The organism is Chromobacterium sp. Ag138, from assembly GCF_055181315.1.
In genome coordinates, this window is the sequence record NZ_JBUPWA010000001.1 from 3,963,101 (window position 1) to 3,989,584 (window position 26,484).

21 protein-coding genes and 2 tRNA genes are annotated in these 26,484 nt (G+C 65.3%); 9 read left to right on the plus strand and 14 right to left on the minus strand.

What is annotated here, in order from left to right; all coding sequences use genetic code 11:
- From ACY3GB_RS18610 to ACY3GB_RS18620, 3 genes are all read right to left on the minus strand, one after another.
- Nucleotides 1–1,098, minus strand: a 1,098-nt coding sequence (locus tag ACY3GB_RS18610; protein WP_463090038.1) for a TonB-dependent receptor plug domain-containing protein, incomplete at its 3' end; no start/stop codon positions are given.
- Nucleotides 1,099–1,263: 165 nt separating this feature from the next.
- Nucleotides 1,264–1,338, minus strand: a tRNA-Glu gene (locus ACY3GB_RS18615).
- Nucleotides 1,339–1,347: 9 nt separating this feature from the next.
- Nucleotides 1,348–1,424, minus strand: a tRNA-Arg gene (locus ACY3GB_RS18620).
- Nucleotides 1,425–1,614: 190 nt separating this feature from the next.
- Here ACY3GB_RS18620 and ACY3GB_RS18625 point away from each other — a divergent pair.
- A complete protein-coding gene (locus ACY3GB_RS18625) occupies nt 1,615–3,021 on the plus strand; it encodes an exonuclease domain-containing protein (protein WP_463090039.1) in 1,407 nt (468 codons plus the stop codon).
- A 52-nt stretch (nt 3,022–3,073) separates the two neighbouring features.
- On the opposite strand, the gene ACY3GB_RS18630 is transcribed toward ACY3GB_RS18625, so the two are convergent.
- From ACY3GB_RS18630 to flhB, 6 genes are read right to left on the minus strand one after another with little or no spacing between them, the layout of a single operon-like run.
- Nucleotides 3,074–3,823 (minus strand): flagellar motor protein, encoded by a 750-nt coding sequence (locus ACY3GB_RS18630; protein ID WP_463090040.1) that lies wholly within the window; start codon nt 3,821–3,823, stop codon nt 3,074–3,076.
- Between the two features lie 50 nt (nt 3,824–3,873).
- On the minus strand, nt 3,874–4,620 hold the full coding sequence (locus ACY3GB_RS18635) for an RNA polymerase sigma factor FliA (RefSeq protein ID WP_463090041.1): 747 nt from the start codon (nt 4,618–4,620) through the stop codon (nt 3,874–3,876).
- Nucleotides 4,617–5,495, minus strand: a complete 879-nt coding sequence (locus tag ACY3GB_RS18640; protein WP_463090042.1) for a MinD/ParA family ATP-binding protein — start codon at nt 5,493–5,495, stop codon at nt 4,617–4,619. Before ACY3GB_RS18640 ends, ACY3GB_RS18635 begins: the two co-directional genes overlap by 4 nt.
- A complete protein-coding gene (flhF, locus tag ACY3GB_RS18645) occupies nt 5,492–6,937 on the minus strand; it encodes a flagellar biosynthesis protein FlhF (RefSeq protein ID WP_463090043.1) in 1,446 nt (481 codons plus the stop codon). The genes ACY3GB_RS18640 and flhF overlap by 4 nt, the downstream gene beginning before the upstream one ends.
- Nucleotides 6,938–6,950: 13 nt before the next feature.
- The gene (gene flhA / locus ACY3GB_RS18650; RefSeq protein ID WP_463090044.1) at nt 6,951–9,035 is read right to left on the minus strand and encodes a flagellar biosynthesis protein FlhA; all 2,085 of its coding nucleotides are present in this window, start codon (nt 9,033–9,035) and stop codon (nt 6,951–6,953) included.
- A gap of 6 nt (nt 9,036–9,041) precedes the next feature.
- Nucleotides 9,042–10,208, minus strand: coding sequence for a flagellar biosynthesis protein FlhB (gene flhB / locus ACY3GB_RS18655; RefSeq protein ID WP_463090045.1), 1,167 nt, complete (start codon nt 10,206–10,208; stop codon nt 9,042–9,044).
- Nucleotides 10,209–10,347: 139 nt separating this feature from the next.
- Here flhB and ACY3GB_RS18660 point away from each other — a divergent pair, with 139 nt between their 5' ends.
- A complete protein-coding gene (locus ACY3GB_RS18660) occupies nt 10,348–11,142 on the plus strand; it encodes a thymidylate synthase (protein WP_463090046.1) in 795 nt (264 codons plus the stop codon).
- Nucleotides 11,139–11,630: a dihydrofolate reductase gene (locus ACY3GB_RS18665; RefSeq protein WP_463090047.1), complete on the plus strand. Its 492-nt coding sequence runs from the start codon at nt 11,139–11,141 to the stop codon at nt 11,628–11,630. Before ACY3GB_RS18660 ends, ACY3GB_RS18665 begins: the two co-directional genes overlap by 4 nt.
- A 61-nt stretch (nt 11,631–11,691) precedes the next feature.
- Here ACY3GB_RS18665 and ACY3GB_RS18670 read toward each other — a convergent pair whose 3' ends face one another.
- The 4 genes from ACY3GB_RS18670 to ACY3GB_RS18685 form a co-directional block, all read right to left on the minus strand.
- Nucleotides 11,692–12,360, minus strand: a complete 669-nt coding sequence (locus ACY3GB_RS18670) for a GntR family transcriptional regulator (protein WP_463090048.1) — start codon at nt 12,358–12,360, stop codon at nt 11,692–11,694.
- A 6-nt stretch (nt 12,361–12,366) separates the two neighbouring features.
- Nucleotides 12,367–12,618 (minus strand): hypothetical protein, encoded by a 252-nt coding sequence (locus ACY3GB_RS18675; RefSeq protein WP_463090049.1) that lies wholly within the window; start codon nt 12,616–12,618, stop codon nt 12,367–12,369.
- Between the two features lie 71 nt (nt 12,619–12,689).
- Entirely contained in the window at nt 12,690–13,388 is a 699-nt protein-coding gene (gene ubiG, locus ACY3GB_RS18680; protein WP_231153095.1) for a bifunctional 2-polyprenyl-6-hydroxyphenol methylase/3-demethylubiquinol 3-O-methyltransferase UbiG, read from the minus strand.
- 4 nt (nt 13,389–13,392) lie between these two features.
- Nucleotides 13,393–14,712 carry a TRZ/ATZ family hydrolase gene (locus tag ACY3GB_RS18685; RefSeq protein ID WP_463090050.1) on the minus strand — a complete coding sequence of 440 codons (1,320 nt, stop codon included), beginning with the start codon at nt 14,710–14,712 and terminating at the stop codon, nt 13,393–13,395.
- A 263-nt stretch (nt 14,713–14,975) separates the two neighbouring features.
- On the opposite strand from ACY3GB_RS18685, the gene ACY3GB_RS18690 reads away from it, so the two are divergent.
- Together ACY3GB_RS18690 and ACY3GB_RS18695 are read left to right on the plus strand one after the other, a co-directional pair.
- On the plus strand, nt 14,976–17,786 hold the full coding sequence (locus ACY3GB_RS18690; protein WP_463090051.1) for an EAL domain-containing protein: 2,811 nt from the start codon (nt 14,976–14,978) through the stop codon (nt 17,784–17,786).
- 168 nt (nt 17,787–17,954) lie between these two features.
- A complete protein-coding gene (locus ACY3GB_RS18695; protein WP_463090052.1) occupies nt 17,955–21,908 on the plus strand; it encodes a bifunctional diguanylate cyclase/phosphodiesterase in 3,954 nt (1,317 codons plus the stop codon).
- On the opposite strand, the gene ACY3GB_RS18700 is transcribed toward ACY3GB_RS18695, so the two are convergent.
- The gene (locus tag ACY3GB_RS18700; RefSeq protein WP_463090053.1) at nt 21,905–22,324 is read right to left on the minus strand and encodes a hypothetical protein; all 420 of its coding nucleotides are present in this window, start codon (nt 22,322–22,324) and stop codon (nt 21,905–21,907) included. The genes ACY3GB_RS18695 and ACY3GB_RS18700 overlap by 4 nt on opposite strands.
- A gap of 357 nt (nt 22,325–22,681) precedes the next feature.
- Between ACY3GB_RS18700 and ACY3GB_RS18705 the strand changes: the two genes are divergently transcribed.
- The 4 genes from ACY3GB_RS18705 to ACY3GB_RS18720 form a co-directional block, all read left to right on the plus strand.
- A complete protein-coding gene (locus tag ACY3GB_RS18705) occupies nt 22,682–23,080 on the plus strand; it encodes a c-type cytochrome (protein WP_463090054.1) in 399 nt (132 codons plus the stop codon).
- On the plus strand, nt 23,077–24,468 hold the full coding sequence (locus ACY3GB_RS18710; protein ID WP_463090055.1) for a D-arabinono-1,4-lactone oxidase: 1,392 nt from the start codon (nt 23,077–23,079) through the stop codon (nt 24,466–24,468). The genes ACY3GB_RS18705 and ACY3GB_RS18710 overlap by 4 nt, the downstream gene beginning before the upstream one ends.
- Entirely contained in the window at nt 24,465–25,742 is a 1,278-nt protein-coding gene (locus tag ACY3GB_RS18715) for an alanine racemase (protein ID WP_463090056.1), read from the plus strand. The genes ACY3GB_RS18710 and ACY3GB_RS18715 overlap by 4 nt, the downstream gene beginning before the upstream one ends.
- A gap of 104 nt (nt 25,743–25,846) precedes the next feature.
- On the plus strand, nt 25,847–26,484 hold a 638-nt coding region (locus ACY3GB_RS18720; protein WP_463090057.1), incomplete at its 3' end, for a glycosyl hydrolase family 18 protein.

Below are 26,484 nucleotides of genomic sequence, written 5' to 3' on the forward strand. Positions count from 1 at the left end.
CTCTTCGGGGGCGAAGCGTTTGTTCCAGATTTCGTAATTGCCGCTGTTCTGGTTCAGGAAGTAGCCGCCTTGGCCGGCGGCCGCGGTCCAGTTGGGACCGCGGGTGTTGTTTTCGGTGTGGGTGAGGCCCAGCATCGCGTCGCCGAACAGTTCGGCGTGGGAATTGATCAGATAGTTGAGGCTGAGGAAGCCGCTCTGGCTCTGATTGGCTGTCTGTATCGTCCAGTACGAGGGCTTCAGCAGGCCGCTGGCGCAATAGCCTTTTTGGCTGTTGCCGACGGTGGTGACGCTGCCCGCGAACATGCCGGCGAAATTGCCGCAGGCGCTGCCGGCATCGAGATAGGCGCCGCCGGCGATGCGCCGCGCCAGGATGGCGGAAGGGGCTTCTCCGAGGGCGGTGGAGTCTGACATGAAGCCGCGCTGGCGCGACCAGATCGCGTTGCGTTTGCTCAGCTCCAGGCCGTAGATCACGCTGAGCTGGTCCCAGCTTTTGCCGCCGGTCAGCTGCAGCCTGGCGTTTTCGCCGCCGTGATGCTCGGTGGAGCCGATCTTGACGTTGACGGCGGCGCCGTCGGTTTTCTTTTTCAGAATGATGTTGACTACGCCGGCGATGGCGTCGGAGCCGTAGATGGCGGAGGCGCCGCCGTTCAGGATCTCGATGCGGTCTATCAGCGCGGCGGGGATGTTGGCCAGATTGACGAAGTTGACCTCGCCCTCGTAAGCGATCGGGTAGTCGGCCATGCGGCGGCCGTTGATCAGCGTCAGCGTGTGGTTGGGCCCCAGGCCGCGCAGGCTGATGGCGTTGGCGGCCGGCGTGAAGGTGTTGCCGAAGTCGGCGCCCTGGGTGAAGCCGGTATTCTGCGTCAAGTTGTTCAGGGCGTCGTAGACGTTGGTGTAGCCCTGCTTTTCGATGTCGTCGCCGCTGATGACGGTGACGCTGGTCGGACCTTCCTTGGCGGAGCGGGCGATGCGCGAGCCGGTGACGGTCACGCGCTCCAGAGAGTCGGTCGGCGGCGTGTCGGCCAGGGCTGGCCAGGCGGAGAAAAGCAGCAGGGCGGATAGCAGCTTGGGGTAGGGTGGAGTTTTCGCGGAATGCACGGCGGGCCTGTTCTTGTATGGATATCAGGAAGAACAGGATATCTCCATGTCATTTTTGTTGTGCGAAGAAAAATGGCAATGCAAATGACGCGGCGGCATATTGGGGGATTGGCTGATGGAATGAAAAAAGCCCCGCATCTTCATGCGAGGCTTTTTTCTGAATCCTGGCGTCCCCACGGGGAATCGAACCCCGGCTACCGCCGTGAAAGGGCGGTGTTCTAACCGCTAAACTATAGGGACGCTGATTTTTGGTGCACCCGGAGCGATTCGAACGCCCGACCCTCTGGTTCGTAGCCAGATACTCTATCCAACTGAGCTACGGGTGCACTGTTTCGCGAGACGTTGTGTCTTGCGAGAGACCGGATATTACAGAGAGGGGTTTTCTCTGTCAACACTTCGTAGGATTTTTTTTGCAAAGCCGGTAAACTCGGCAGCTGTCCCTGTCGCGGCGGGCCAACATTTTCATCCACTTGACATGTTGTCGGCGTGGCCGCAAGACACGAAAGCGAAGCGAGATTGAATACCCTGTTTGCGCAGCCTTGCGCCATCATCGACCTGGAAACCACCGGCGGCAACATCGCGCGCGACCGCATCACCGAAGTCGGCGTGGTGCTGATAGACGGCGAACGCGTCGAGCGCCTGTCCTGGCTGGTCAATCCTGGCCAGCCCATTCCGCCCTTCATCGAGAACATGACCGGCATCAGCAACGAGATGGTGGCCGGCGCGCCGCCGTTCGCCGAACTGGCCGACGAGTTGCTGGCCACGCTGCGCGGCCGCCTGCTGCTGGCGCACAACGCCCGCTTCGACTATGGCTTCCTCAGGAACGAATTCCGCCGCCACGGCCTGCGCTTCCAGGCGCGCGCGCTGTGCACGGTCAAGCTGTCGCGCCGGCTGTATCCTCAGTATTTCAAGCACAGCCTGGACAGCCTGATCGCCCGCCATGGCATAGAAATGCCGGAGCGCCACCGCGCGCTGGCCGACGCCGAGGCGGTTTACCGCTTCATCCAGGTCGCCGGCGCGGAACTGGGCGAGGACAAGGTGGCGCATGAGGCGGCGCAGCTGCTGTCGCAGCCGGCTGAGTTGTCCAGCCTGCCGGCTGAGCTGCAGCAGCAACTGGAGGAGATGCCGGACTCGGCCGGCGTCTACGCGATGTTCGGCGAGGATGGCCGCGCGTTGTATGTCGGCCGCGCGACCAATCTGTACCGCAAGGCGCTGGGCCACTTCGCCGAACGCAAGCCCGGGCACAAGAGCCATGAGGTGCGGATAGACGAGCCGGTGGCGAGGGTGGAGTGGCGCGAAAGCTTGAGCGAGTTCGGCGCGCGTTTGCTGGAGCTGCAGTGGCTTGGCCGCTTGCAGCCGGTCCATAACCCGCGGGCCAGGATGATGGGCGAGGTGTGCACGCTGCAGCTGCAAGCCGGCGACGACGCTTTTTCGCGGCCGGTCCCGGTATCCGCCCGCGACATCGATTTCACCCGCACCGCCGATCTCTACGGCTTGTTCCGCCATGCGCGCGAGGCGCGGAAGGCGCTGGCCCAGATCGCGCTGGCCCAGGGGCTGTGCCAGTCGGTGCTGGGGGTGGAGCAGGTGACCAGCCGCAAGGGCGCCCCTTGCGCCGCCTACCGGATCCGCCGCTGCCGCGGCGCCTGCGTCGGCGACGAGGGCGCCGACAGCCATAACGCCAGGTTGCTGGCGGCGCTGCAGCGGCTCAAGGTCAAGCCATGGCCGTTCGAGGGCGCGGTGGCGGTGGCGGAGCGCGACGAGGTGTGCGGCGATGTGGTGGAACACCTGTTCGACCGCTGGTGCTATCTGGGCAGCCGCCGCAATGGCGGCGCGCTGGAGGGCGAACCGGCTTTCGATCTCGATTACTACAAGCTGCTGGAGAGCGAGCTGCGCAAGCCGGATAGGGATCTGGTGACGATGTAGATGAGAAAGGAGCGGGCGGTGACGCCTGCTCTTTTTTTAAAATCAAGAGGGATTACTCGTGCATCGCCAGATAGCCGCGCAGCCGGCTTTCGATGATGCGCGGGTTCTCGCCGTTGGCGATCGCCACCACACCCTCGACCACCAGCTCCTTCATCGCCACCTCGGACGCCACCAGGTGTTTGAGCTTGTTGGCCATGGGTAGGAAAAACAGGTTGGCCGAGCCGACGCCGTAGACGGTGGCGACGAAGGCCACGGCGATGCCGCCGCCCAGCTTGGTCGGGTCGGACAGGTTTTCCATCACGTGGATCAGGCCCAGCACCGCGCCCAGAATGCCCATGGTCGGCGCGTAGCCGCCGGCCGACTCCCAGATGCGGGCTGCCTGCTTGCGGGCGTGTTCGAACATGCTGATTTCCACTTCCATCACCGCGCGCAGCGTGTCCGGCTCGGTGCCGTCCACCAGCATCTGCATCGCTTTCTTGGTGAACGGATCGCGCTGGGTGGCGATCAGGCCTTCCAGCGCCAACAGGCCGCCCTTGCGCGAGGTCTGGCTCCAGTTGATGACTTCGCGGATCATTTTTTCGTGGTCGAAGTTGGGGGGGCGGAATATCCAGCGCAGCATGCGCAGCCCGGCCATGAACTGTTTGGGCGTGCTTTGCAGCATCACCGCGCTGGTAGTGCCGCCGATGACGATCATGAAGGCGGTCAGCTGCATCAGCGAGCCGATGCTGCCCCCTTCGATGGCCTGGCCGGCGATGATGGCGGTCAAGCCCATTACAATGGCGATAAGACTGATCTTGTCCACAAAAAGGTTCCGTTATCGATCTGGTCTGAGACCCGTCACCGGGCCTTCCCTTACAGCCAGTCTTTCAATTTTGCGCGCAGACGGGCGATGGCCTGGCTGTGCAGTTGGCAGACGCGGGATTCGGTGACGCCGAGCACCGCGCCGATTTCCTTCAGATTCAGCTCTTGTTCGTAGTACAGCGCCATCACCAACTGGTCGCGCTCGGGCAGGAACTTGATCGCGCTGATCAGCTGCCGGCGGAAACTGTCGTCGGAGAAGGCGGCCAGCGGGTCGGGCGAATCCTCGTCGGCGACATTGGTCACCGGATTGTGGCTGCTTTCGTCGTCGCCGCCGCCGAAGTCCTCGAAATGCAGCAGCGTGGTGCCCTTGCAATCGCCAAGCATCTCCTGGTACTGCTCCAGCTCAATGCCCATTTCCGCTGCGATTTCCGATTCCAGCGGGGAGCGGCCCAGCCGCTGTTCCAGCTTGGAGATCGCCTCCTCTATCTGGCGGGAGTTGCGGCGCGCCTGGCGCGGCAGCCAGTCCTCGCGCCTGAGTTCGTCCAGCATCGCGCCGCGGATGCGCTGGCTGGCGAAAGTCTCGAACTGCACGCCCTGGGCGGGATCGAACTGGCGGGCGGCCTCGATCAGGCCGATCATGCCGACCTGGATCAGGTCGCCCAGCTCCACCGACGCCGGCAGCCGGGCGATCATGATGCTGGCCAGCTTGCGCACCAGCGGGGTATAGGCCTCTACGTCGATCTCGACGCTGGGGGCTGCTGCGGCATAGCCCGATCGGCGGAAGGACGGAAAGGTCATAAGGGTTTGGCTCCATCTGCCTCGGCCCAATCGCGCGAGGCGGCAATCAGCAAGTCCATGTATCCGGTACTGTCGCGGCTGGTTTCCGGCGCGTCCCACTGCGGCAGCACCGCCGACAGTTGCGAGAAGGCCATCGCCGCCTCGCTGTCCGGGAACGCCTCCATCAGCGGCCGGCGCAGCGTCTGGCTGCGGCGCACCGCGTTGTCCTGCGGCACGAAGCCCACCCAGCGCAGCGAAACAGTCAGGAATTCGCTGGTGACCGCCGACAGCCGGGTGAACAGCTCGTGGGCCTCTTCCAGATGCCGCGCGCGGTTGATCAGCACGTTGAAGCGCTGGCGGCCGTAACGGCTCGCCAGGCGCTTGATATTAGCGTAGGCGGCGGTCAGCGAATCGGCTGCCGGCGTCAGCACCAAGACCAGGTTGTCGGCCACGCTGGCCGGGATCGGGTCGCGCACCGGGTCGGGCGCGTCGATCAGCAGCGCCGACGCGTCCCGCTCCTGCGCGCCGAATTCGCTGCCCAGCCGCAGCCACAGCTGGGTGGAGAATAGCGCGCGTTGCTCGGGCTGCGCATAGAGATTGATCAACTGAACGCCTTGCCGCGACACCACCATCATCTCGTCCAGACCGCCAACGCTGACCACCTGGCTTTCCAGCGTGGCGGTGGAGGGCACGCCCAGGCGGCGGGTTTGCACCTGGCCCAGGCAGCAGTCCACCATGATGGGGCGCAGGCCGGCGTAGGCGAGGCCCAGCGCCAGCTCGGTCACCACGGTGCTGGTGCCGGAGTGTTCTGAGCCGATGAAGGCGAAGCTGGGCGCGCGCTGCCGCTGGGCGGCGAGCAGGCGGAGGCTGGCGGCCTGGTCCTGCATCGCGTTCATAGCCATCCGGCCTGAGCCGCCTGCATGATGGACATTTCATCGGCCTGCAGCGCGAACGGGGAGGCGATCTGCTGCGCGCGCATCGCGCGGTCGACCAGGAAGGCGGCGTTGGCCGAGTGCAGGTCTTCCGGCACCCGCTGGCCGTTGGTGACATAGTAGAGCTTGAGCCGGTTGCGGATGATCACATCCAGGCTGGGGCCCTGGGCCACCGCCTCGTCTATCTTGGACAGGATGCAGCCGGACAGGCCGTCGCCGCGGTAGCGCTTCACCACATCCTCCAGCGTGTGGCCGTCGGTGTTGGCGGCCAGCAGCAGCAGCCGCTCGATCGGCCGGCCGGCGGTGCGCAGCATGTCTATCTGCGCCAGCACGCGCGCGTCGCGCTGGCCCATGCCCACGGTGTCGATGAACACGATGTGGCGGTTGGACAGGTCGGCCAGCGTCAGTTGCAGGTCGCCCTCGTTCTGGATGGAGAACACCGGCACGCCCAGGATCTTGCCGTAGATGCGCAGCTGGTCCTGCGCGCCGATCCGGTAGCTGTCGGTGGTGATCAGCGCCACGTGCTGGGCGCCGAAGCGCATCGTCGCGCGGGCGGCCAGCTTGGCGACGGTGGTGGTCTTGCCGACGCCGGTGGGGCCGACCAGCGCGAAGATGCCGCCGCGATCCATCACCTCGCGGTCGGCGTCCGCGCATTTCAGATTGTGAGCCAGCGCCGAGCGCGCCCATTTCACCGCGACCTCGGCCTGGTACTGCGCCGGCATCTTCTCGATCAGCTGGCGGATCAGCTGGGCGGAAAAACCCATGGCCAGCAGGTGCTTGAACAGCTCCAGCCGGTTGGGCGCCTTGCCCTCCATGTCCGACCAGGCGAAGCTGGCCAGCTGGCTTTGCAGCAGGCTTCTGAGCAGTTTGATTTCGTCGCCGATCTGCCTGAGTTCCTGGGCCATCTGTTCCTGCTCCTCGCCATTGGCCGGCGGCGCGGCGGGCTCCGGCGCGGACGGCCGGGCCGCGGCGCGCGGGGGAGACTGCGGCGCCGGCTGAATGGCCGGCTGCGTCACGGGCTGTTGGGCGATGGGCCGCGGCGGAGTGAAGGTCGGCTCCATCCGCGCCTCCAGCCGCGGCGGGGCCGGGCTTTCCAGCGGCTCCACCGGCATCGCGTAGGTGCGGGCGATGGCGCGGTTCATCGCGCTGCCGTTGGCTTGGGGAATCGGCGCCGGTTGCTGCGGCCGGTTGACCGCCGGCGGCGCGTTGCGCGGCGGATGCTTGCTGCTGGAGGTGGACAGCGTGCTGGCCAGGTTGGCGACGTCCGCGTCGGCCACCGCCATGATTTCCACGCCGCCGCCCATCGTCGGGCGATTGGACAAAATCAGGGCGTCCGCCCCCAGTTCTTCGCGAACTTGTCTGAGTGCGTCTCGAGTGGTTTTCCCGAAGAACTTTTTCACCACCATTATGGATTAGCCTTTAGCCCTTGCTGCCGCCGATTACCGCAATTATACGAATGGATTTATTGTCCGGAATCTCATTATGCGAAATCACACGCAATTGCGGCAATGCCCGGCGCAGGAAACGCGCGAGCAGCGGCCGCAGGCCCGGCGCGGTCAGCAGCACCGGATTGTATCCCTGGATTTCCACCTGCTCGGTCTGCTGGGCCGCGCTTGACAGCAGATTCTCCGCCAGCCCCGGCTCCAGCCCGCCGCCGGCTTTCGATTGCACCGCCTGCATCAGCACGTTTTCCAGCTGCGGCTCCAGCGTCATCAGCGGCAGCTCGGCCTCGCCTGGGAACAGCTGCTGGACGATCACCCGCGACAGCGCGGTGCGCACGGCGCTGGTCAGCTCGTCGACGTCCTGATTTTGAGGCACGTGGTCGGCCAGAGTTTCGACGATGGTGCGGAAGTCGCGGATGTGTATGCCTTCCGACAGCAGCTGTTGCAGCACCTTCTGCAGTATGCTCACCGGCACCACCTTGGGCACCAGGTCTTCGATCAGTTTCGGCGATTCCTTGGCCTGGTGGTCGATCAGCGCCTGGACCTCTTCGCGGCCCAGCAGCTCGGCGGAGTGGGTCTGCAGCAGATTGGAGATGTGGGTGGCCACCACGGTGCTGGCGTCCACCACGGTATAGCCCAGGCTCTGCGCCTCTTCGCGCTTGCCGGCGTCTATCCACACCGCCGGCAGGCCGAAGGCGGGATCGGTGGTGGCCGCGCCGGCGATCTCCTTGCTCACCATGCCCGGGTTGATGGCCAGGAACTGGCCGATGAAGGCCTCGCCCTTGCCCAGCTCCACGCCCTTCAGCAGGATGCGGTAGGCGTTGGGCTTGATTTCCAGGTTGTCGCGGATGTGGACCGGCGGCACCAGAAAGCCCAGGTCCTGCGCGATCTTCTTGCGGATGCCGCGGATGCGGCGCAGCAGCTCGCCGTCCTGGGTGCGGTCCACCAGCGGGATCAGCCGATAGCCGACTTCCATGCCCAACTGGTCAACGTGTTGGACGTCATGCCAGCCCACTTCGGCCGCCTGCTGTTCCGGCAGGGCGGCCGGTTGGGCTGCGGCTTGCAGTTCTTGGGCTTGCTGCTGGCGCTTGCGTTTTTCCATCGATCGGGCCAGCGCCAGCAGCGAGCCGGCGATCAGCAGGAAGGAAAAATGCGGCATGTTGGGAATCAGGCCGATCATGCCGATCACCGCTGAAGTGATGTACAGCACCTGCGGCTTGGTGAACAGCTGGCCGAGGAACTGCTCCGACATGTCCTGGTCGGTGCCGACGCGGGTCACCACGATACCGGCCGCGGTGGAGATGATCAGCGCCGGAATCTGGGCGACCAGACCGTCGCCAATGCTCAGCAGGGTGTAGGTTTCCGCGGCCTGTCCCACCGGCAGGTCGTGCTGGACCACGCCGACGATCAGGCCGCCGATCACGTTGATCAGGATGATCAGGATGCCGGCCATCGCGTCACCGCGCACGTATTTGGACGCGCCGTCCATCGCGCCGAAGAAGTTGGCCTCCTCCGCGATGGTGACGCGGCGCTTGCGGGCGTCGTCCTCGCCGATCAGGCCGGCGTTGAGGTCGGCGTCGATCGCCATCTGCTTGCCGGGCATCGCGTCCAGGGTGAAGCGGGCGGACACTTCGGCGATCCGGCCCGCGCCCTTGGTGATCACCACGAAGTTGATGATGGTGATGATGATGAATACCACGATGCCGATGGCGACGTTGCCGCCCACCAGGAAGTGGGAGAACGATTCGATCACCTTGCCGGCGGCGTCGGGGCCGGTATGGCCCTCCAGCAGCACCACCCGGCTGGAGGCGACGTTGAGCGACAGCCGCAGCATGGTGGTGATCAGCAGCACCGAGGGGAAGGACGAGAAGTCCAGCGGCTTGCGCACATTGATGCCCACCAACAGCACGATCACCGACACCGCGATGTTGAAGGTGAAGAAAATGTCCAGCAGCATCGGCGGCAGCGGCAGCACCATCATCATCAGGATCAGGATGATGAGCACGGGCCCGGCGAGCTGGGAGATCTTCAAGCGCTTGAGGATTTGTAGGATGGAGTCCATGCTGGCTTATCGGCTTTCTTCTGGCGCCGAATCTTGCTGACGTTTGCTGTACGGGTCAAGCTCGTCGGGCACGTCCAGTTGATCCGGGAAGGTCGGAGCGACGCCGCCGACCGATTGGTATTGCTGCAGCTGAAACACATAGGCCAGCACCTGGGCCGCCGCCGCGTACAACTGGGCCGGTATATCCTGGCCCAGCTCCCCATGGAAGTACAGCGCCCGGGCGAAAGGAGGAGAGCGCATGATGGGCACGCGGCTGTCCTTGCCGGTGTCGATGATCTTTTCCGCCAGTTTCAGCGAGCCTTTGGCCACCACTTGCGGCGCGCGCATGGTGTCGTCGTACTTCAGCGCCACCGCGAAGTGGGTCGGGTTGGTGACAATCACATTGGCTTTGGGCACTTCTTGCATCATCCGCTTGCGCGCGGCCTCGCGCTGCAGTTGGCGGATGCGGCCTTTCACTTCCGGCGAGCCGTCCATTTCCTTGTATTCTTGCTTGACCTCTTCCTTGGTCATCCGCAATTTCTTGTAATAGCTCCACAATTGGTAGGGCACGTCTATCGCTACCAGCAGCAACATCGCGGCGGTGACGATGAAAAAGGTGTGGATGATCAGGTCGGTCATCTTCAGGATGCCGGCCTCCAGGGGCATCGACAGCAGGCCAATGATGTCGCCGCGCTCCTTCCAGATATACCAGGTGGCGATGCCGCCGATCAGCAAGCTCTTCAGTATCGCCTTCACGCCCTCGGTGACGGCGTTCAGGGAAAACAGCCGTTTGACTCCAGACAGAGGGTTCATCTTGCCGAAATTGGGTTCCAGCGCCTTGAATGTGAGATTCCAGCCGCCGATCAGGGTGGGGGTGAAAATCGCGACCAAGGCCAGGCCGCCAAAAAACGGCATCAATTCCCATAATGCTCCGAACAGGCTTTCCTTGAATCGCACCAGCGCCGGCTCGGCGTTCTGCACCGTCGCCTGGTCGAAGGACAGCAGGCGATGCATGGTATCGCCGAGGAAGCGTCCCAGTTTGCCGCCCATCACCATCAGCAACGCGACCCCGGTCATGGTGACGGCGAAGGTCGACAGCTCCCGCGATCGGGGGATGTTGCCATCTTCCCGAGCCATCGACAGCCGTTTGGGCGACGCGGGTTCGGTGCGTTCGAGGTCGGAATCTTCTGCCATGGGCTCGCTTTAGATAAATGCTTTTGTCTTGATTTTAAACTGAATGGTAGCGTATGCCGGCCGGTCTCGGCCAGCCCCGCGCCTCGCGCGGCAGCGCCGCTAGCGGTACAATAATCTGATTATTGACGGAATCGCCCACATGCAACAGTACCTCGACCTGATGCGCCATGTGCTGGAACATGGACATGACAAGGCAGACCGCACCGGAACCGGCACCCGCTCGGTGTTCGGCTACCAGATGCGCTTCGATCTGGCGGACGGTTTTCCGCTGATCACCACCAAGAAATGCCATCTGCGCTCCATTATCCACGAACTGCTGTGGTTCCTGTCCGGCGATACCAATATCCGCTATCTGAAGGAAAACGGCGTGTCGATCTGGGACGAGTGGGCCGACGAGAACGGCGATCTCGGCCCGGTCTACGGCTACCAGTGGCGAAGCTGGCCGGCGCCGGACGGCCGCCACATCGACCAGATCAGCCAGTTGCTGGAGATGATCCGCAACAACCCGGACTCGCGCCGGCTGATCGTGTCGGCGTGGAACCCGGCGCTGGTGGACCAGATGGCGCTGCCGCCTTGCCACAGCCTGTTCCAGTTCTATGTCGCCGATGGCAGGCTGTCCTGCCAGCTGTACCAGCGCTCGGCGGACATCTTCCTCGGCGTGCCGTTCAACATCGCCAGCTACGCGCTGCTGACGATGATGGTGGCCCAGGTGTGCGGCCTGCGGCCCGGCGATTTTGTCCACACGCTGGGCGATGCCCACCTGTACAGCAACCATCTGGAGCAGGCGCAATTGCAATTAACGCGCGAACCGCGCCCGCTGCCGACGATGAAGCTGAATCCGGAGGTGAATGACCTGTTCGCGTTCAAGTTCGAGGACTTCGCGCTGGAAGGCTACGATCCGCACCCGCACATCAAGGCGCAGGTGGCGGTATGAGCCGGAAACCGACGCTGACGCTGGTGGCCGCGATGGCCGCCAACCGCACCATCGGCATAGACAACCAGCTGCCCTGGCGCCTGCCGGAGGATCTGAAGCATTTCAAGGCGACCACGCTGGGCAAGCCGGTGATCATGGGCCGCAAGACCTGGGATTCGATCGGCCGGCCGCTGCCGGGCCGCCGCAACATCGTGGTGACCCGCCAGGCGGACTGGCGGGCGGACGGCGCGGAAGCCGCGCACTCGCTGGAGGAGGCGCTGGCGCTGGCCGGCGCGGTGGACGAGGCCTGCCTGATCGGGGGCGCTGATCTGTACCGCCAGGCCCTGGCCCTGGCCGACCGGCTGTGCCTGACCGAAATCGCCCGCGACTACGACGGCGACGCCCACTTCCCGGTGTTCGACCCGGAGGACTGGCGCGAGGCGTCGCGCGAGGACGCGGTCAGCGCCGACGGGCTGCCTTACGCCTTCGTCGAATATCGCCGCCGCTGACGCTGGGGCGCGCAAAGCCAAGGCTGCCGGCGGCAGCCTTTTTTATTCGATCGGACAGATGTCAGGCGCCGCCTTCCAGCGCCTCGGCCGCGCTTTGCGCGAGCTGGCTGTAGTCGCGGCCGAATTCGGTGATCATCTGCTTCAGGCGGCCGGTGTCGCGCGCGATCAGCGTCTTCAGCAGGCTTTCCAGGAATTGGTGGGTGCGCTCCATCTGGCTCTTGCCGGCGCGCAGGATGGCGTACAGGCAGCGCTGGGTCAGCGGCAGCATGTCGATCAGGGTGTCGGTCAGGTAGCGGTTGTCGGCGTGGCGGTACAGCGCCGACAGGAATTCGATGCCGTGCTCGTAGAAGGCCTGCAGGTCGTCGCGGCGGTTGTCTTCCTCCAGCAGCGCCATCAGTTCGATGAAGCGCGCCAGGTCGTCGTTCTGCCAGCCGGCGGCCAGGTTCTGTACCACGCGGTCCAGCAGCAGGAACCACAGGTCGAAGAAGTCGCGCACGTCGCGCGCGCTGATGCTGGACACCATCGCGCCGCGGCGCGGGAAGATGTCCACCAGGTGGCGGCGCTGCAAAATCAGCAAGGCCTCGCGCACCGAGCCGCGGCTCACTTCCAGCTCGGAAGCGATGCGCAGCTCCTGGATCCGCTCGCCCGGCTTCATCTCGCCCTGGATTATCTGCCTGCCTAGGTATTGGGCGATCTGCTCGGTCAAGAGGTCATTGGCCTTGAATGTCATGAATCATCATCTCCGGAAATTGATTTTCTCGTTCTCTTGATATTGTACGGCATCCTGACGGATTGTCCGGCAGTATCCTGTCTGTCTGCCTGTTTGTATCCAGCCCGGGCGCGCGTGGCGCGGCACTGCCATGCCGCGCTGCTTGCGCGCATTATGCGCGTTGGCGTTGAGGGCGGCTATGATATCAACCAGACGATTAAAACGCATGTTTTCTTGTTGTGTTGACTTGCGCGATGGGCGTTTTCTGCCATTTTCCACAAGCCGTCCGAAACAAGCGTGCGCAAAAACGAAAGGCCCGGCGGGGCCGGGCCTTGCGGGAAGCGCCGCGCTCAGGCGGAGCGGCGGGTCGCCATCAGGTAATTGACGTCGGTATCGTCGTTCAGCGAGTAGATGCGGGTGACGGGGTTGTAGCCCATGCCGCTCAGCGTCTGCAGGCCGAGGCCGGCGTGGCGGGCCATGCGGCTCAGTTCCGACGGCTTGAGGAAGCGCGCGTACTCGTGGGTGCCGCGCGGCAGCATGTTGAGCACGTATTCGGCGCCGACCACGGCCAGCAGGTAGGCCTTGGCGTTGCGGTTCAGCGTGGAGAAGAACACCCAGCCGCCCGGCTTCACCAGCGTGGAGCAGGCGCGGACCACGCTTTCCGGGTCCGGCACATGCTCCAGCATTTCCATGCAGGTGACCACGTCGAAGCTGGCCGGCATCTCGGCCGCCAGCTCTTCCACCGGCACGCAGCGGTAGTCGATGGGCACGCCGGACTCCAGGCTGTGCAGCTGCGCCACCTTCAGCGATTTTTTCGCCAGGTCGATGCCGGTCACCTGCGCGCCTCTCAGCGCCATGCTCTCGGCCAGGATGCCGCCGCCGCAGCCGACGTCCAGCACCTTCTTGCCGGCGATGGACGCGTGGCGGTCGATGAAGTCCAGGCGCAGCGGGTTGATCTCGTGCAGCGGCTTGAATTCGCTGTCCTTGTCCCACCATTTGTGCGCCAGTTGGCTGAATTTGTCGATTTCGTGTTCGTCTACGTTGCTCATGCTCTTACTTTGCCAGGATGCGGTTGCGCCAGTCGCCGGCGCGGGCCTTCAGGTCGCTCTCGTCCAGGGTGGTCAGCTTGCGCTCGCGCATCAGCGCGCGGCCCTTGACCCAGACGTGGCTGACCTGCTCGCGACCGGCAGCGTACACCACATGCGAGATCGGGTCGAATGCCGGGGCGGTTTCCAGCTCGGCGAAGTTGATGGCGATCAGGTCGGCCTGCTTGCCCACCTTGACCGAGCCCACCTTGTCGGCGATGCCCAGCGCGCGGGCGCCGTTCAGGGTGGCCATGCGGATGGCGGCGGCGGCGGGCACCGATGTCGGGTCCAGCGTGCCCACCTTGGCCAGCAGCGCGGCCAGGCGGGTTTCGGCCAGCATGTCCAGTTTGTTGTTGGACGCCGCGCCGTCGGTGCCGATGCCCACCGATACGCCGGCGGCCAACAGCTTGCTCACCGGCGAGATGCCGGAGGCCAGCTTCATGTTGGAAGCCGGATTGTGGGCGGTGGAGATGCCGTGCTTGGCGGCCAGCTCGATCTCGGCGTCGTTCAGGTGCACCATGTGCGCGGCGATCAGCCGCGGCGACAGCAGGCCCAGTTGCTGCAGGCGGGCCAGCGGGCGCTGGCCGTGCTCCTTGACGCTGTTGCTCACTTCCTCGGCGGTTTCGTGGATGTGGCAGTGGATCAGCATGTCTTCCTGCTCCGCCAGCGTCACAACCTTGCGGAAGGTGTCGTCCGAAACGGTGTAGGGCGCGTGCGGGGCCAGGGTGAAGGTGAGCAGATCCTCGCCCAGAAACTGGCTGCGCTCGGCCATGCCCTTGGCGATGTAGTCGTCGGCGTTGCCGGCGTAATTGGTCGGGAATTCCAGGATCGAACAGCCGACGAAGGTGCGCATGCCGGAAGCCAGGCCCGCGCGCGCGACGGCGGCGTTGTAGAAATACATGTCGTTGATGGTGGTGGTGCCGCCGCGGATCATTTCGCCCATCGCCAGCAGCGAGCCGTCGAACACGAAATCGTCGTGGACGTGCTTGCCTTCGGTGGGCCAGATGTAATTGGTCAGCCAGTCCATCAGCGCCTTGTCGTCGGCCAGGCCGCGCAGCAGCGACATCGCCGAATGGCCGTGCAGATTGACCAGGCCCGGCATCAGCACGTGATCGGGAAGCTCCAGCCTTTCGTCGGCCTCTAGCCCGGCGGCGTCGGCTGCTGGAATAATGGCGGCTATCTTGCCGTCCCGGATGGCGACGGCGTGGTTTTCCAGGACTTCGCCGTCAGTTTCCACGGTGATGATCCAGCGGGCGGAGATAATCTTTTCATAACGGGACTGCGGCATGGCTGATATCCTGATGATCCGTTGCAAAGTGTCGTGCGATTTTAGGCCCTGCGATTGCGACAAGGCAATGAGCTGCTGTGGCCTCTTTATATTTGGCCGATTTCTGCTGTAGATATGCTTGAAAATGATAAGGGCGAATGACTGGTGAATATTCCGGCGAAAAGCCGACGGCCACCGGTGTATACTGCTGATTGCACTTGTGAATTATGGAACTCAGGCATTCGATCTTCCGCGACTCGCGGCGAACCAAAGACTAGCGCGACATGGCTCAACAAGCAGACGAAAAATCCACTGCCAGCACTGGCCTGAATCTGAGGGATGTGTTTCTCATCGCCGTAATACTCGGCTTGTTGATTCCCGCCTCCATCATCAGCTATCTCAGCTTCAATATTCAGAAGGATAACCTGACCACGCAGCTGGAAACCGACCAGCGGCGTCTATTGGATATCGTCGCGCTGGGCATGCAGGAGCCGCTGTGGAATCTCAGCAGGCAGGCCGGCAATCCCTTGATCGCATCGGTGATGGAAGATCCGCGCGTGATTTCCATCCGCGTCACCGACACTCAGTCCAATCAGGTATTCCTGTCCGCGGTGCGCAGCGAGCGCCGCATCGGCAGCGTGTCCTACGTGGAAAAGCCGGTGATCTACCGCGGCGAGGCCATCGGCCAGGTGACGATGGAGTTCGACAACGAAAACCTGGCCATCGCGCTCAGCAACCAGGTGAAGAACATCCTGATGATCCTGGCGGCGCAGCTGGTGCTGTCCATCATGCTGATCATGAGCATCCTGCATTCGCGCTTCCTCAGCCCGATGAAGCTGCTGACCGAACAGGCGAGGCTGCTGGCCGAGCTGAAGCTGGATTCGCCGTTCGAGTGGTCGCGCCGCGACGAGCTGGGCCGCCTCGGCACCCACCTGGAGTGGACCCGTTCCGAGCTGAAGCGGCTGGTCGACGAATTGCGCGCCAAGACGCTGGCGCTGGAGGCCGACATCGCCCGCCGCCGCGAGGTGGAGGACGCGCTGCGCCGTTCGGAAAACAAGTACCGCGAGCTGTTCTGGTCCAATCTGGACGGCATCGTCATCAGCTCGCTGGACGGCCAGGTGATAGACGCCAACCCGGCCTTTCTGAATTTGATGTGCTACAGCCTGGACCAGCTCAAGCAGCAAAACTTCTGGAGTCTGGTGGCGGAGGAGAGCGAGGCGCTGGAGCGCTTCAACCTGGACAACAAGGTGCTGCGTTTCGGCTATTGCGACGAATTCGAAGCCACCTATCTGAACCGTTTCGACAACCAGGTGCCGGTCAGCGTCAAGACGGTGGCGATGCGCGACGCCTTCGGCCGCATCAACGCGGTGTGGCGGATGGTGCGCGACATCTCCGAGAAGCGCGCGGCAGAGGAGCGGGTGCAACTGGCGGCCAAGGTGTTCGAGAACACCGTCGAGGGCATCATGATCACCGACGCCGACCGCCGCATCCGCAGCGTCAACCGCGCGTTCACCGAAATCACCGGCTACACCCAGCACGAGGTGCTGGGGCAGAAGACCAGCATCCTGTCGTCCGGCCGCCACGACGAGCCGTTCTACGAGCAGATGTGGCAGTCCATTTCCGAGCAGGGCTCCTGGCAGGGCGAGCTGTGGAACCGCCGCAAGAACGGCGAGGTGTATCCGGAATGGCTGGCGATCAACGCGGTGCGCAACAGCCTGGGCGAGATCACCCATTATGTGGCGATCTTCAGCGACCTGACCGAGCGCAAGGCCGCCGACGAGCGCATCCAGTTCCTGGCGCATTTCGACGTGCTCACCAGCCTGCCCAACCGCATCCACATGCAGGACCGCGTGGAGCTGGCCATCCACAACGCGGTGCGCGACAACCAGCGGCTGGCGCTGCTGCTGCTGGACCTGGACCGCTTCAAGACCGTCAACGAGTCGCTGGGCCACTCCGCCGGCGACACCCTGCTGCAGGTGGCCGCCGATCGCATCCGGACGGCGCTGGCGCCGGGCGAGATGCTGGCTCGCCAGGGGGGCGACGAATTCATCATCCTGCTGCCGGTGATTTCCGATCCGGGCGAGGCCGCGCTGGCGGCGGAGCGGGTGCGCGACGTGTTCGCCAACCCGATCGAGCTGCACAACCACGTGCTGACCATCACCCCGTCCATCGGCATCAGCGTCTACCCGGACGACGGCCGCGACTACGAAACCCTGGTCCGCAACGCCGACGCGGCGATGTACCACGCCAAATCGTCGGGCCGCAACAGCTACAAGTTCTACACCGCCGACCTCAACGCCCGCGCCCGCGAAATCCTGGCCATCGAGAGCCAGCTGCGTTTCGCGCTGGAGCGCGACGAGTTCGTGCTGCACTACCAGCCGCAGGTGGAGATGGAAAGCGGCCGCATCGTCGGCGCCGAGGCGCTGATCCGCTGGAACCATCCGTCGCTGGGCCTGCTGGGGCCGGTGCGCTTCATCCAGGTGGCGGAGGAGCGCGGCTTCATCGTGCAGATCGGCAACTGGGTGATCAGCGAGGCGACGCGCCAGCTGGTGGCCTGGCGCCAGGAGGGGCTGCCGGAGCTGACGCTGGCGATCAACCTGTCGGCGCTGCAGTTCCGCCAGCCGGATCTGGCGCTGCAGGTGAAGCACGCGCTGGAGTCCAGCGGCCTGCCCGGCCACGCGCTGGACATCGAGGTGACCGAGAGCATCATCATGGAAGACGCCCAGGCCACGATCCAGACCATAGACAATATGAAGAACATGGGCCTCAGGCTGTCCATCGACGACTTCGGCACCGGCTATTCCAGCCTGTCTTATCTCAAGCGCTTCAAGGCCGACAAGCTGAAGATCGACCGCTCCTTCGTCCGCGACATCCCGCATGACGCCGACGACAGCGCCATCGCCCGCGCCATCATCAATATGGCCAAGAACCTGAACATGCAGGTGGTGGCCGAGGGCGTGGAGACGATGGAGCAATGGCAGTTCCTGGAGCAGGAGGGCTGCGATTTCGTCCAGGGCTATCTGATCGCCAAGCCGCTGCCGGCCGACGATTTCGCCAAGCTGCTGCACAAGGACAGCCTGTTGCCCCAGAGCTGAGGCCAAGTCCGCGCCATCGCGAAAGCCCGCCTGCGCGCGGGCTTTTTGCTGGCTTGCAGGCATCGCGGCCGCAATCGGCTCGACATGCCGTAATCGACAGCCATACTGAATTGATGGCGAAGAGGCGCCATCCGGATCAAGCTTCTGGAACTCTCCATGGGGTAGGGCATGGCGTTGCACAGACAGCATTTGCATTTCACCATCGTGGCGGCGTATGTGCTGATCGCGTCGGCCTGGATCATTGTCCCCGACCTGTACATCGATCAACGGAGCGCGTCGGGCAGCCCGATCGGCGGAATGGCGTGGGATGGTTTGTTTGCCTGCGTATCCTCGGTTTTCCTGTATCTGCTGTTGAGCGGTTTGGGCGAGGCGCGGCTGGCGGGCCTGCTGGCGCGCGGCCCGCTTGGGCGTGGCTTGCTGGCGGTGGCGCGCCGCGGCATCGGCTGGCTGGTGTTGCTGTATCTGCTGGCCGTACTCGCGGCGATGGCGGTGCCGGATGTGTTTGGCATGAGTCTGGGGGATCCCCGGCAGGCATTCTGGCTGGTCGTCGCATGGGATGCCGCCTTCATCCTGGGATGCTCGATGTGTTTGAAGCGGTGTCTGAGCCAGCTGGACGCAGACGAGATCCTGATTCAGCCGAAACACCGGCGACGACTGGCTTATTTGCTGGCGGTGGGCGGCGCCTGCCTGGCGCTGGTCTTGCGGTTTGAATTGAAGTCCCTGCAGCATCTGATGCTGTTGTGCCTGCTTCCCATCAGCCTGAGCGCCCTGCTGGGCGGCCTGGGTCCAGGCTTGCTGTCCGTCGTCTTGATCTCCTCAGCGCTCGGCGCGCTGTCCCTGTCCACCCTTCCCGGCGTGTCGGCCGACCCGGCGTCGCAGCTGCTGTCGCTGAGCCTGCTGGTGCTGATCGGCGTGCTGCTCAGCGTGATGAGCGAGGCGCAGCTGCGCGCCCGCGCCAGGCTGGCCATGTCATCGGAGCGGCGGCAAGCGGCGCTGGAGGCCTTGCGGCACAGCGACGAGCGTTTCCGCGTGCTGTTCGCCGACAGTCCGGTGGCGATGGCGATTTCCCGGCTTGCGGACGGCGTGCTGGAAGAAGTGAATCAGGCCTTCCTGGATCTGCTGCAGCTTGAGCGGACCCAGGTATTGGGCCGCACGACGCTTGATCTGGGCATTTGGAAAGATGCCAGGAACCGGCGCGAGCTGATCGAGGCGCTGCGAAGCGAGGGCGAGGTGAGAGGCGCTCCGGTGGCCCTGCTGCGCGGCGATGGCACCGCCGCGCAGGTGCTGCTGTCGTTCCGCCTGATCCATTTCGGCGGCGAAGCCCATGTGCACGGCGTGGCGCTGGATGTGACGGAGCGGCACCGCGCCCAGGCGGCGTTGAGGGAAAGCGAGGCGCGGCTGGCGGGCATGGTGCGGTCGGCGATGGACGGCATCGTGATGCTGGACGCCGGGCTGCGGATCTCGATGTTCAACGCGGCGGCGGAGCAGATGTTCGGCAGATCCGCCCAGGATATGCTGGGCCAGCCTCTGGACGCGCTGTTGCCAACCGCTGTGCGCGCGGAGCATGGCCGGATGGTGCGGCGCTACGGCGACAGCGGCGCCAGTCCCCGCCGCATGGGACAGCTTGGCAAAGTCCAGGCCGCGCGCGCGGATGGGACGCTGTTCGATCTGGAAGCATCCATTTCTTCGCAGGACTTCGACGGCCAGCGCGGCTATACGGCGATTCTGCGCGACATCTCCGAGCGCGAGCGAGGCCAGGCGGAGATTTTGCGGCATATGCGGCAGCTGGAAGCGTTGAACGATTTGAATCGCGCCATCCTGGAGAATGCCGACGTCGGGCAGATCGCGCAGATAGGTTTGCGCAATCTGCGGCAACTGGTGCCGTTCTGGGGCGCGACGGCGATGCTGATCGACTGGGAGGCGGAATGCGCCCAGGTGCTGGCGGTGGAGCGCGCGGCAGGCTCCCGTTACGATCCCGGCTGGCGGTTGACCCTGGCCAGCTACGGCATGAATGATCTGGTATGCCTGAAGAGGGGAGAGATCTGCCTGGAGACCGATCTTGGCGCCCTGCCGTGGCGCGCGCCGACGCTGGAGCGCCTGTACCGGCAAGGCATGCTGTCCTCTGTCCGCATCCCGCTGATAGCGGAGGGGCGATTGCTGGGCATGCTGAATCTGGGCTCGGACATGTCCGGGGCCTTCGGGGATGCCGAGCTGGACGTGGCCCAGGCCTATGCCCGCCATTTGGCGGTTTGCCTGCAGCAGTCCTTGTTGCGGCAGCGGGTGGCGCGCCTGGGGCGGGTGCACGAGGTGCAGAGCCGGGTCAATGCGCTGGTTGTGCGCTGCCATCAGATGGAGGAATTGTTCGACGGCATCTGCCGGATCGCGGTGGAGGTCGGCACCTACAAAATGGCCTGGGCGGGCGTGGTCGATCCGGAAACGCAGAACGGCGCGGTGGTCGCCTTTCGCGGCGAGGACAGCCTCTATTTGCGGCAAATCCGCCTGAGCGCGAAAGATGACTCGCCGCATCGCGACCGTCCGGCCTGCCGCGCCGTGCGCCTGAAGGAAATCGTGGTGTGCAACGATGTGCAGAGCGATCCGTCGATGACGGAACTGGCGCCGTATTTGTCCGACACGGGCGTGCGCTCCGTCGCCAGCCTGCCCATCGTGGAGGAGGGGGGCGGGATCGCGGTGCTGACCCTGTTCTCCGGCGAGGTCGGCGCTTTCGATAGCCAGGAGATGGCGTTGCTGCGCGAGCTCGCCAGCGATATCGGCTATGCGCTGGATCATATCCGGCAGGAGCAGCGCCTCGACTACCTGGCCTATTACGACAGCCTGACCGGCCTCGCCAACCGCAGCCTGCTACTGGAGCGATTGGAGCAGCGCGTGGCGGACGCCGCGCGGCAGGAGCGGCGCTTCTCGGTCGTGGTGTTCGATATCGAGAATTTCAAATCCATCAACGATGTGTTTGGCCGGGGCGAGGGCGATCAGCTGCTGAAGATGATGACCGGAAGGCTGTCGCGGCACGTCCAGGATGCCTCGCTATTGGCGCGGATAGGCGCGGACCAGTTCGCGCTGGCCTTGCCCCAGGCTGCCGGCGAGGACGAGGCGGTGCTTGGGATGGAGCAACTGCGGCAGGATTGCCTGGACCCGCCGATTCCGCTGGACGGGAGGGATCTGTGCCTGGCGGCCAAGTTCGGCATCGCCATGCATCCCGAGGACGGCGCGACCGCGACCGAGCTGCTGGAGCGGGCCGAATCAGCCTTGAAGCGAGCCAAGGCCGCCAATGAGAAATTCCTGTTCTACCGCGAGGACATGACAGCCCGGGCGGCGGCGGCGCTGGAGCTGGGCAATCGCCTGCGGCAGGCGTTGGAGCTGAAACAGTTCGAGCTCTACTACCAGCCCAAGCACGCGGTGCGGGGACATGCCGTCACGGGCGTGGAGGCCTTGCTGCGCTGGCACTGCCCGGAACAGGGCATGGTGCCGCCGGCCCAGTTCCTGCCGATGCTGGAAGAGCTGGGCTTGATTTCAGAGGTGGGAAACTGGGCGCTGCGACAGGCGGCGCGGGACTACCAGCGCTGGCGCGCCGCCGGCTTGCCGGCGCCGCGCATTGCCGTCAATGTCTCGCCGCTGCAGCTGCAGCGGCCGGATTTCGTTCAGGCTTTGGTCGAGGCGCTGGCCATCCCTCCCCGGGAGGCCGGCATCGATATCGAGATTGTCGAAAGCCGCCTGATGCGAGACATCGACTGCGGCGTCGCCACCCTGCGCGAAGTGCGTGAGCTGGGCATCGGCATCGCGCTGGATGATTTCGGCACCGGTTATTCCTCGCTGGCTTATCTCGCCCAGCTGCCGGTGCAGACCCTGAAGATAGATCAGTCTTTCGTCAGCCGCATGCTGAACGAGAAAGAGGCGATGACCCTGGTGGAGATGATCATTTCCCTGGCCCACTCGATGGGGCTGGAGGTGGTGGCCGAGGGCGTGGAGACGGAGGCGCAAGCCGCGGTGCTGGCCGAGCTGGGGTGCGACGCGCTGCAAGGCTACTGGCTGAGCCGGCCCATGCCGGCAGACGCGCTGGCGGCCAGGTTGGCCGGACTGCACGCCGGCCAGCCTGCGAGCGGGAATTAGTGGTCGCGGCGGTCTCCATGCCACTCGTCGCGGTGGTCGTCGCGGTGCTCGTGCCTCCATTCCTCGTGGCGATCGCCGTCGTGATGATATTCGCGGTAATGCGGCACGTAGACGCGGTTGTACCAGTCGTCGCGGACGAAATAGACCCGGCGGCCGCAGGCGCCGTACTCGCGGCAGTAGCGATCCCAGTGCTTCATATGGCCCGGCGGCACGCGCAGGTACATGGGGGGCATGACGGCGATGGCCGGCTGGACGATAACCGGCTGCGGGTAGATTACCTGGGGTTGGGGATAGCCGCCTATGTCTACTTGGCCGTAGAAGCCGGGTTCGCCGACGCTGATGGAGACGCCGGCCTGACTGGGCAGGCTGGTCAGGGAGGCGGCGATCAGCGCCGCCGCGGTCATCACGTGTTTCATGGCAAGTCTTCCTTTTGCGTTACGGACGCGTATTGCGCATGCTTGCACTATGGCGTCGGTTTGTTTCGCAATCGCAAAGGAAAGCGCGCTACTGATTGCGATTTGTATCTGTTCATAACCGTAACAATGTGTACAGCCAGGGCCTGCATTTTCTGGCTTGAGCCTTCATGCCGCCGCCGCGATCCTGTCGCGCGGCGGTGGTTCCGGAAGGGGAAAAGACGGGAAATGAAAATGACATGAACGATGTTTTGAAGGTATATTGAAGCCATTGTCATCAAGCGGCCGGCCCACCCGGCCGCTTGCGCTTGAGGCGCCGCGGGCGCGCCATCGCAACATCCCGATATCCGAGGAGACGGCATGGAAGCAGGCAGGAAGACGATGGCGGGCCGGCATTGGCGCGGCCTGGCCTTGGCCGGGGCGGTGGTTCTGGCCGGTTGCGGGCGGGGAGAGGCCAAGCCGCAGCCGGCCGATCTGCAGCGAGCGGAGACGCTGCGGCCGATGGATGCGCAACTGGCGCGCAAATACGAGCGCTCCTGTCTGATCTGCCATGGCAACCAGGCCAGCCAGGCACCGCTGGCCGGCTTCGCGCCGGCCTGGGAGGCCAGGCTGGAGAAGGGCATGCCGCTGCTGCTGTCCCATGTCCGCGACGGCCTGAACGCGATGCCGGCGCGCGGCTATTGCAACGACTGCAGCGACCAGGAATTCACCCGGCTGATCGCCTTCATGTCCGACGGCGGACAAGGGGGCGCGCGATGAAGCCGGTTCTGAATCGCCGGGCCTTGCTGCAGCTGGGCGGCGGCGCGCTGCTGGGAGTCTGGGCCGCCCAGGCGGCCGGACCGCGGGCCGCTGCGCCCGCCGGCGGCTATCGCTGGCGCAATTGGAGCGGCCTGCAGCGCTGCGCCGCACAGGCCCTGGCCACGCCCGGCGACGAGGCCGAACTGGCGCGGCTGCTGCGCGAGGCGGCGCAGACCGGCGCGCCGCTGCGCTGCGTCGGCGCCGGCCATTCCTTCACTCCGCTGGTGCCCACGCCCGGCACGATCGTGTCGCTGGACCGGATGTCCGGCCTGCTGGCGCATGACGCGTCCGCCGGCGAAGCCACCTTGCTGGCCGGCACCCGCATCGGCCAGCTGGCGCGCTTGCTGGACGCGCAGGGCATGGCGCTGCGCAACCAGCCGGACGTCGACGCGCAATCGTTCGCCGGCGCGATCAGCACCGCCACCCACGGCACCGGCTCCGGCCTGCCGGCTCTGCACGCCGACGCGCGCGCGCTGCGGCTGCTGACGCCGTCCGGCGAGACGCTGGACTGCGGCAAGGGCCGCGACGACGATCTGCTGCAGGCGGCGCGGGTATCGCTGGGCAGCCTGGGCGTGATCGTCCGCGCCACGGTGGCGACGCTGCCAACCTATTACCTGCAGCGCAAGCTATGGCTGCTGCCGGCGCGGCAGATGCTGGACGCCGCGCCGGAGCTGGCGCGCCGGCACCGGCATTTCGAGTTCTACTACCTGCCGTTCACCGGCTACGCCGCCGCGATCACCCACGACATCCGCCCGCCGGGGCCGGCGTCGCGGCCGGAATCCGGCGACGAGGAGATGCTGCAACAGCTGCGCCGGCTGCGCGACTGGCTGGGCGGCATGCCGGCGCTGCGGCGCTGGACGGCGCAGAAACTGATCGATCCCAATCTGAGCGAGCAGGCGTTCGACAAGTCCTGGCGGCTGCTGTCCACGGTGCGGCCCACCCGCTTCAACGAGAGCGAGTGGCATGTGCCGCGCGAGGCCGGCATCGCCTGCGTGCGCGAAGTGATCGAACGCCTGGAGCGGCGCAACGATGTGTTCTTCCCGCTGGAGTTCCGCTTCGTCAAGGCTGACGACGCCTGGCTCAGCCCTTTCTACCGCCGCGATTCCTGCTCGATCGCCGTCCACGCCGCCGCCGGCGAGCCGCATGACTACTTGCTGACCGAGCTGGCGCCGGTTTTCCGCAAATACGAGGGCAGGCCGCACTGGGGCAAGCTGCACCCGTACGACGCGGCCGAGCTGGCCGGGCTTTACCCGCGCTGGAACGATTTCCTGAAGCTGAGGCGGGAGCTGGACCCTAAAGGCGTGCTGCTCAACTCTTATTTGCGCCGCGTGTTCGGCGCGGCGGCATGAGCGGGCCGTCGCGCGGCCGGCGCCGCGTGCTGGCGGCCCTGGGCGCGGGCGCGGCGGCAGTCTGGCTGGCACGGCCCTCCGCGCGCGGCGCGCCGCACGACGCCTATTTCCGCCAGCTGCAGGCGGCGCTGCGCCGGGCCGGCATCGCCGCGCCGACGCTGGTGTTGGACCGCGAGCGGCTGCGCGCCAATATCCGGCGGATCGCGGATCATCTGGCCGGCAAGATGGCGCTCAGGGTGGTGGCGAAGTCGCTACCGTGCCCGGCCTTGCTGGCCGAGGCGGCTTTGCTGGCCGGCACCCGGCGGCAGATGCTGTTCAGCCTGCCGCAGCTGGAGGCGATGGCCGAGGGCGGGCGGGACATCCTGCTGGGCAAGCCGTTGCCGGCCGCCGCCGCGCTGGCTTTTTACCGCCAGTTTTCCGATGCGGCTTTCCGGCCGGAACGGCAGCTGCAATGGCTGGTGGACACGCCGGAGCGGCTGGCGCAGTACCGCGAACTGGCGCGCGGACAGAATCTCCATTTGAGGCTCAACTTCGAGATCGACGTCGGCCTGCACCGCGGCGGCATCGCCGACATCGCCACGTTGCAGCGCATGCTGGACATGATGGCCCAGGAGCCGCGGCTGCGATGGGCCGGACTGATGGGCTACGACGCCCACGTGGCCAAGCTTCCCGATCTGCCCGGGCTGCGGAGCCGGGCCTTGCGCCACGCGCGCGAAACCTACGCCGCCTTCGCCGCCGCCGCGCGGGCGCATCCGGCCGGACAAGCCGCCGAGCCGTGCTTCAACGCCGCCGGCTCGCCCACTTACCGGCTCTATCCCGGCGACGGCCCGGAAAACGAGGTCGCGGTGGGCTCGGCCATGGTCAAGCCCACCGATTTCGATCTGCCCTTGCTGGACGATCTGCAGCCGGCTTGCTTCATCGCCACGCCGGTGCTGAAGGCGCTGCCCCGTTTCGAACTGCCTTACGGCGTGGAGTGGCTGGGCAGGCTGGCGGGCGGCTGGGACGCCAACGCGCGGCGCGGCTATTTCATCTATGGCGGCAACTGGCAGGCCGACGCCGTGTCGCCCACGGGGCTGGCGGGCAGCGGGCTGTACGGCCATTCGTCGAACCAGCAATTATTGGTCGGCTCCGGATCGCAGGCGCTGGCGGTGGACGACATGGTGTTCTTCCGTCCGCGCCAGAGCGAGGCGGTGCTGCAGCAATTCGGCGACATCGCCGTGTACGAGGGCGGACGCATCGTCGATGGCTGGCCGGTATTGCCGGCCACCGGCTGAGGCTGGCTGAACGGCCAGCAGCCCTATGGGGAGGGGCGGCCTACCATGGCCGGGGCATCGGCGCTGAGCCGGCGCCGTTCATCCATCTTCAGCAAGGGGCATGCATGAACCCATTCGCCAAACCGGACCGCGGCGCGCGGACCGCCGACACCGCGGCCATGCCGCCGCTTCCCGACCGTTTCATCATGGGCTTCTGGCACAACTGGCCGTCCTCGGCCGGCAACGGCTATCAGCGCGGCACGTCGGCCGACATCGCGCTGACTGAGGTGCCGGAGGATTACGCCGTGGTGGCGGTGGCTTTCATGAAGGGGGCCGGCATCCCCACCTTCAAGCCCTGGAACCAGAGCGACGAGGCTTTCCGCGCCCAAGTGGAGACGTTGAACCGGCAGGGCCGCGCGGTGCTGCTTTCCTTGGGCGGGGCCGATGCACACATCGAGCTCAGGGCCGGCCAGGAGGACGCGCTGGCCGGAGAGATCGTTCGCCTGGCGGAGCTTTACGGCTTCGATGGGCTGGACATCGACCTGGAGCAGAGCGCGATCACGGCGGGCGACAACCAGACGGTGATCCCCGCCGCGCTGAAGATGGCGAAGGACTACTACCTGGCGCAAGGCCGGCATTTCATCATCAGCATGGCGCCGGAATTCCCTTATCTGAAGCCGGATGGACACTACGCGGCCTATATCGCCGCGCTGGACGGCTATTACGATTTCATCGCGCCGCAGTACTACAACCAGGGCGGCGA